This is a genomic window from Streptomyces sp. NPDC060031 (genome assembly GCF_042736805.1).
Lineage (GTDB): Bacteria > Actinomycetota > Actinomycetes > Streptomycetales > Streptomycetaceae > Streptomyces.
The window spans coordinates 1-5,216 of the sequence record NZ_JBHWVM010000125.1 but is presented as its reverse complement, the minus strand read 5'-3'; the positions used below and the strand labels follow the sequence as shown (position 1 = coordinate 5,216).

7 protein-coding genes are annotated in these 5,216 nt (G+C 71.6%); 6 read left to right on the top strand and 1 reads right to left on the bottom strand.

The window, feature by feature from the left end:
• Positions 1-781, bottom strand: a 781-nt coding sequence (locus ACFWB8_RS33915; protein WP_385236104.1) for a HAMP domain-containing protein, incomplete at its 3' end; no start/stop codon positions are given.
• Positions 782-987: 206 nt separating this feature from the next.
• Between ACFWB8_RS33915 and ACFWB8_RS33910 the strand changes: the two genes are divergently transcribed.
• From ACFWB8_RS33910 to ACFWB8_RS33885, 6 genes are all read left to right on the top strand, one after another.
• Entirely contained in the window at positions 988-1,440 is a 453-nt protein-coding gene (locus ACFWB8_RS33910) for an ATP-binding protein (protein ID WP_385236101.1), read from the top strand.
• Between the two features lie 63 nt (positions 1,441-1,503).
• Entirely contained in the window at positions 1,504-2,418 is a 915-nt protein-coding gene (locus ACFWB8_RS33905) for a SigB/SigF/SigG family RNA polymerase sigma factor (RefSeq protein WP_385236098.1), read from the top strand.
• Between the two features lie 82 nt (positions 2,419-2,500).
• Entirely contained in the window at positions 2,501-2,815 is a 315-nt protein-coding gene (locus tag ACFWB8_RS33900) for an STAS domain-containing protein (protein ID WP_385236095.1), read from the top strand.
• Positions 2,812-3,768, top strand: coding sequence for an anti-sigma factor RsbA family regulatory protein (locus ACFWB8_RS33895; RefSeq protein WP_385236092.1), 957 nt, complete (start codon positions 2,812-2,814; stop codon positions 3,766-3,768). Before ACFWB8_RS33900 ends, ACFWB8_RS33895 begins: the two co-directional genes overlap by 4 nt.
• Before the next feature lie 182 nt (positions 3,769-3,950).
• Positions 3,951-4,385 carry an ATP-binding protein gene (locus ACFWB8_RS33890; protein ID WP_385236089.1) on the top strand — a complete coding sequence of 145 codons (435 nt, stop codon included), beginning with the start codon at positions 3,951-3,953 and terminating at the stop codon, positions 4,383-4,385.
• Between the two features lie 88 nt (positions 4,386-4,473).
• Entirely contained in the window at positions 4,474-5,136 is a 663-nt protein-coding gene (locus ACFWB8_RS33885; RefSeq protein ID WP_385236086.1) for a DUF4230 domain-containing protein, read from the top strand.
• Positions 5,137-5,216: the final 80 nt, after the last annotated feature.

Below are 5,216 nucleotides of genomic sequence, written 5' to 3'. Positions count from 1 at the left end.
CCTCCCGGGCCATGCGGGTGACCTCATCGGCGAACGCGGAGAGCTGGTCGACCATCGTGTTGATGGTGTTCTTCAGCTCCAGGATCTCGCCCCGGGCATCGACGGCGATCTTCTGCGACAGGTCGCCCTTGGCGACGGCCGTCGTCACCTGGGCGATGTTGCGGACCTGGTCGGTCAGATTGCCGGCCATGAAGTTCACGGAGTCGGTCAGGTCGCGCCACACCCCGGCCACACCGGGCACCTCCGCCTGGCCGCCGAGCCGTCCCTCGCTGCCGACCTCGCGAGCCACGCGGGTCACCTCGTCCGCGAAGGACGAGAGCTGGTCGACCATCGTGTTGACGGTGTCCTTCAGCTCCAGGATCTCGCCCCGGGCCGCCACGTCGATCTTCTGCGAGAGATCGCCGCGCGCCACGGCGGTGGCCACTTGGGCGATGTCGCGGACCTGCGTGGTGAGGTTGCCGGCCATGGCGTTGACGGAGTCCGTCAGGTCGGCCCACGTTCCGGAGACGCCCGGAACGACGGCCTGGCCGCCCAGGGTGCCCTCGGTGCCGACCTCGCGGGCGACACGGGTCACCTCCGAGGTGAACAAGGAGAGCTGGTCGACCATCCCGTTGAAGACGGTGGCGATCTCCCCCAGCAGCCCGTCGGCCTCGTCCGGCAGACGGGTGCCGAAGTCACCGTCCCGTACTGCCGTCAGGCCGGCCAGGAGCTGTCGGAGCTCCGGCTCCCCCACCGCCCCCGAATTCTTCGCGCCCGCCGCTGCAACCGCCGGCTCGACCATCCCTGCCCCAATCTCCCTATGACCAGGCCGTGCTCGAAGCCTCGAGCGTTCCCCCGACAGGCTAAGCCCCCGGGCGCCAGCCTTCGCCCACGAGACCGTCAACGGCCCGAACCCGCGTTCACGCACGGTGCTTGGCCAAATCCCGGGTGCCGAGGCGGACTGCGGGTAGGCGAGGGCGTGACACACGGCACGACGGAAGAGACGGGGTGAGGACCTTGGCGGTCAAAGCGGTGGGCTGGGCGCGTTCCTTTCCGATCGCGCAGGGCGTGCGGGCAGCGCGGCAGTGGACCGCGGGGCATCTGGCGTCACTGCCGTGGAACAGTTCGGCGCCGGACACCGTGTACTCCGTGCTGCTCTGCGTCTCCGAACTCGTCACCAACGCGCACCGTCACGCGCTCGGCACCGCCCATCTGGTACTGACGTGGGACGGCCAGTGCCTCCACGTGAGCGTCGCCGACACCGATCCGCAGCTGCCCAGCCCGCGCGAACCCGACACCGACGCGAGCGCCACGTCCGGTCGCGGGCTGGGGATCGTCAATGCCCTGGCCGATTCCCTTGACGTCCACGCCTGCCACAGGGGCAAGGCGATCACCGCGTGCTTCCGGCCGGCCGGCGGGCCGGACCCGCACGGGGAAAAAGGGCACCCCACACGTGCGTAGTACCGCCGGGGCGGGGCAGAAGGGCCCGGACAGCCGTAAGCCAACTGGGAGGGAGCGGCCGCCATGTCACGCTCGGCCACCGTTGTAGACCCCATTCGTGCAACAGGCGCGCAGGTCCAAGGCGCCCCGGGAGCGCCGACGCAGGACCTGGAACCGCTCCTGGTGGAGAACCCCCGTGAGGTGGCACCCGCCGACGCACGCGAGCTGTCGCGGCTCTTCTTCCGGAGGCTGCAGAGCCTGGAGGAGGGGACGCACGAGTACCAGTACGCGCGCAACACCCTGATCGAGATGAACCTCTCCCTCGTGCAGTTCGCCGCGCGCCGGTTCCGCAACCGCGCGCTCGGCGGCAGCCTCGACATGGACGACATCATCCAGGTGGGGACCATCGGTCTCATCAAGGCCATCGACCGCTACGACCTCGAGCGCGAGGTCGAGTTCTCCACCCTCGCCCTCCCCTACATCACGGGGGAGATCAAGCGCTACTTCCGCGACACCACCTGGGCCGTGCACGTCCCCCGCCGCCTGCAGGAACTGCGTACCGAACTCGCGAAGGCCCAGGAGGCCCTGACCGACGTCCTGGGCCGGGCACCGACGGTCAAGGAGGTGGCCGAGCACCTGGAACTGTCCGAGGACGAGGTCATCGACGGCCTGGTGGCCGCGAACGGCTACACGAGCGGCTCCCTCGACACCGCCAGTGGGGACGGCGAGGTGCAGTCCACGACGAGCCGGGCGGCCCGGCCGCTCGCGGAGCGCGTCGGTGACGTCGACCCCGCCATCGAACTCTTCGAGGACTTCCACACCCTCGCTCCGCTGCTGGAGCAACTGGACGAGCGAGACCGGCGCATCCTGCAGATGCGCTTCGGCCAGGAGAAGACCCAGGCCGAGATCGGCGCCGAACTGGGAATCTCCCAGATGCAGGTGTCCCGCCTCCTGTCGCGGACCCTGGCCCGGCTGCGCACCGGCATGCTCGCGGTGTAGGCGAGGGCCATGACATGCCCGCCGGAAGGGTGCGGTGGCGGCCGTACAGTATGAGGGGACAGAAACGGGAAGGAGAACGAGCATGACGACGACACTGACCGCCCTGCCGTTGCCGGACCGTCCCGGCGCGCGCCTGAGCGGCAGCGGCGACCTCGACACCCGGCAGGCCCTGTCCGCCGCGATCGGCGTCGTGACCGGGCTTCCCGGCCCCGTCATCCATCTCGATCTTTCCGCCGTGGCCTTCCTCGACATGGCCGCGGTCGCCGCCCTGGTCGAGGCTTCGGCCACCCTGAGCGGGCAGGGGCGGCGACTGCTGCTCCACGACCCGCCGTACTCGCTCCGCAAGGTAGTGGAGATGTTCCCGGACGAATGCGCCGCGCTGGAGGTCGCAGCATGATCACTGTTCCTGCGACCACCGGTCCCGAAGCCTTCGTCCACCCCGCACTCTTCTACGAGGACCTCGCCGAATACGTGTCCGGCGTGGGCGGTTTCGTGCGCGCCGCCCTGTCGGCCGACGAACCGGTCCTCGTCGCCGTGCCGGGCCCTCACCTGGACGCCCTGCGTGAGAGCCTCGGCGCGAGCGGGACGGACGTCGTCTGGACGGACATGACGGAGCTGGGGCGCAACCCGGGCCGCATCCTGGCCGCCCTGCAGGACTTCGCCGACCGGCACGCGGGCCGGGCGGCCCGGATCGTCGGCGAGCCGATCTGGCCGGGCCGCTCCCCCGCCGAGGTGCTGGAGGCAACCCGTCACGAGGCCCTCATCAACTCGGCCTTCACCGGCCGTACGGCCACGATCCTGTGCCCGTACGACGTACGGGGGCTGGCGTCCTCGGTGGTGGCCGATGCCCGGCGCACGCACCCCACGCTCCTCGAAGGGGGCCGGGAGCTGCTGAGCGCGGCGTACACCGACGCCTCCGTGGTCTCCGCGGACTGCGATCGCCCCCTGCCCGAACCCGACGGTGAGGTGCTCCGGCTCGACTACTCCCGCGGAGAACTGGCCGAGGTGCGGGCGCACGCCGAGCGCTGGGCACGCGGGACGGCCCTGACCGCGGCGCGGCGCGGCGACCTCGTCCTCGCCGTCAGCGAGGCGGCGGCCAACTCCCTCGCCCACGGGGGCGGGAAGGGCACCCTGCGGCTGTGGACATCCACCGGCCCCGGAGCGGAGGTCGTCGCGGAGATCCGCGACGGAGGCCGCCTGGGCGACCCGCTGGCCGGGCGCCGCCGCCCGGCCCTGGCCTCGGCCCAGGGCGGCCGCGGGCTGTGGATGATCCACCAGCTCTGCGATCTGGTCGAGGTCCGTGCCACGGACGGCGGCTTCACGCTGCGGCTTCACATGGCAACTCCGTGAGAAGGCGGGTCCCTTACACTGTCACCACCGTGCTTCGGCGCCCCGGATCGCCAGAGGGCACACCGACCGGCCCGGGACACCGGCAGCGGCCGCGCGAAGGCCGGGCGCCGGGAGCAGAGGTCAGGGGCGAGCACGGGGGTGGGACCACAGTGGAGACCAGGGAACCGGGGGCGGGCGATCCAGTGAGTGCCGGCCTTCCCGCCGCGGGGCAGCGGCGTCGGCTCGCGCTGACGGGTGTCCGCGGCCCTGTGGCCAAGGGCCGCGACTTCACGCGCCAGGCCCTCCAGGACTGGGGCTGGGACGGAACCGAGACCTTCGAGGACGCCCTGCTCCTGGTGTCCGAACTGCTGACCAACGCGTGCCTGCACGCGGGCGGCTGCGACGAACTCGTCCTCACCGCCGGCGGGGCGGCCCTGCGCATCGAGGTGTGCGACGGCACGACGACGCTTCCCGCTCGCCACCCGGCTCCGCAGCGCGGCATCCCGGGCGGCCGTGGTCTGTACATCGTGGAGCGCCTGTCCGATCGCTGGGGCTCGCACACGTACGGGACCGGGAAGGCCGTGTGGGCCGAGATCGAGGTCTCCCGGCTGGTGTCCGGCAAGGCCGTGGAGCGCTGACCGCTCCGCCGCGCGCCCAGGGCCGTCGCCGGACGGCCGGGGGCGGGGATGTCGTACTGGAGCGGCGTCCACGGGGTATCCGGGGAGCATGGAAACCTCTTCGGCTCGGCCGGGCGCCTCGTGGCGCCCGTGGTGGCGGCGGATCGCCGTCGGCGTGGCGGTGGTCGCGGTGCTGTTCATGCTCGTGGAGCGCTTCAGCCTGATTCCGGGCTTCGGCGGCCTCTTCGGCGAGGAAACCCGGGACCGCACCGGTCCCGCGCTGCTCAAGTCGATCCAGGACATGGACCGTTACGAGGCGGCCGTCGGCAACTTCCAGGTGGTCGTGGACCTGGAGAAGGACGCGGCGTTCCTGCCGGACGCGATCCGTGGGACCCGCACCCTGTACGTGGGCGCCGGCACGGTCGGCGGCTACGTCGAGATGGGCGGCTTGGACGAGCGCAACGTCACCGTGAACGACGACCGCACCAAGGCCTCGATCCGGCTGCCGCACGCGGTGCTCGGGACGGCGGCCCTCGACCCGAACCGCTCGTACGCGGTGTCGAAGCAGCGGGGCCTGCTGGACCGGCTGGGGGATCTGTTCACCGACAACCCGGCCGGTGAGCAGGCCGTACAGAAGCTCGCCGCGCAGCACATCGACGAGGCGGCCCGCGACAGTGGACTCGCCGAGCGCGCCGAGAAGAACACCACGTCGATGCTGGAGGGGCTGCTCCGCTCCCTGGGCTTCCACGAGGTGACGGTCGCCTACGGCTGAGCCGTAGGCGCCCTCGCCTCCGCCCGGCGCGATCCGGGAGCGATGACCGCAGCGGCGGCGCGTCTCATCGCTCCCGGATC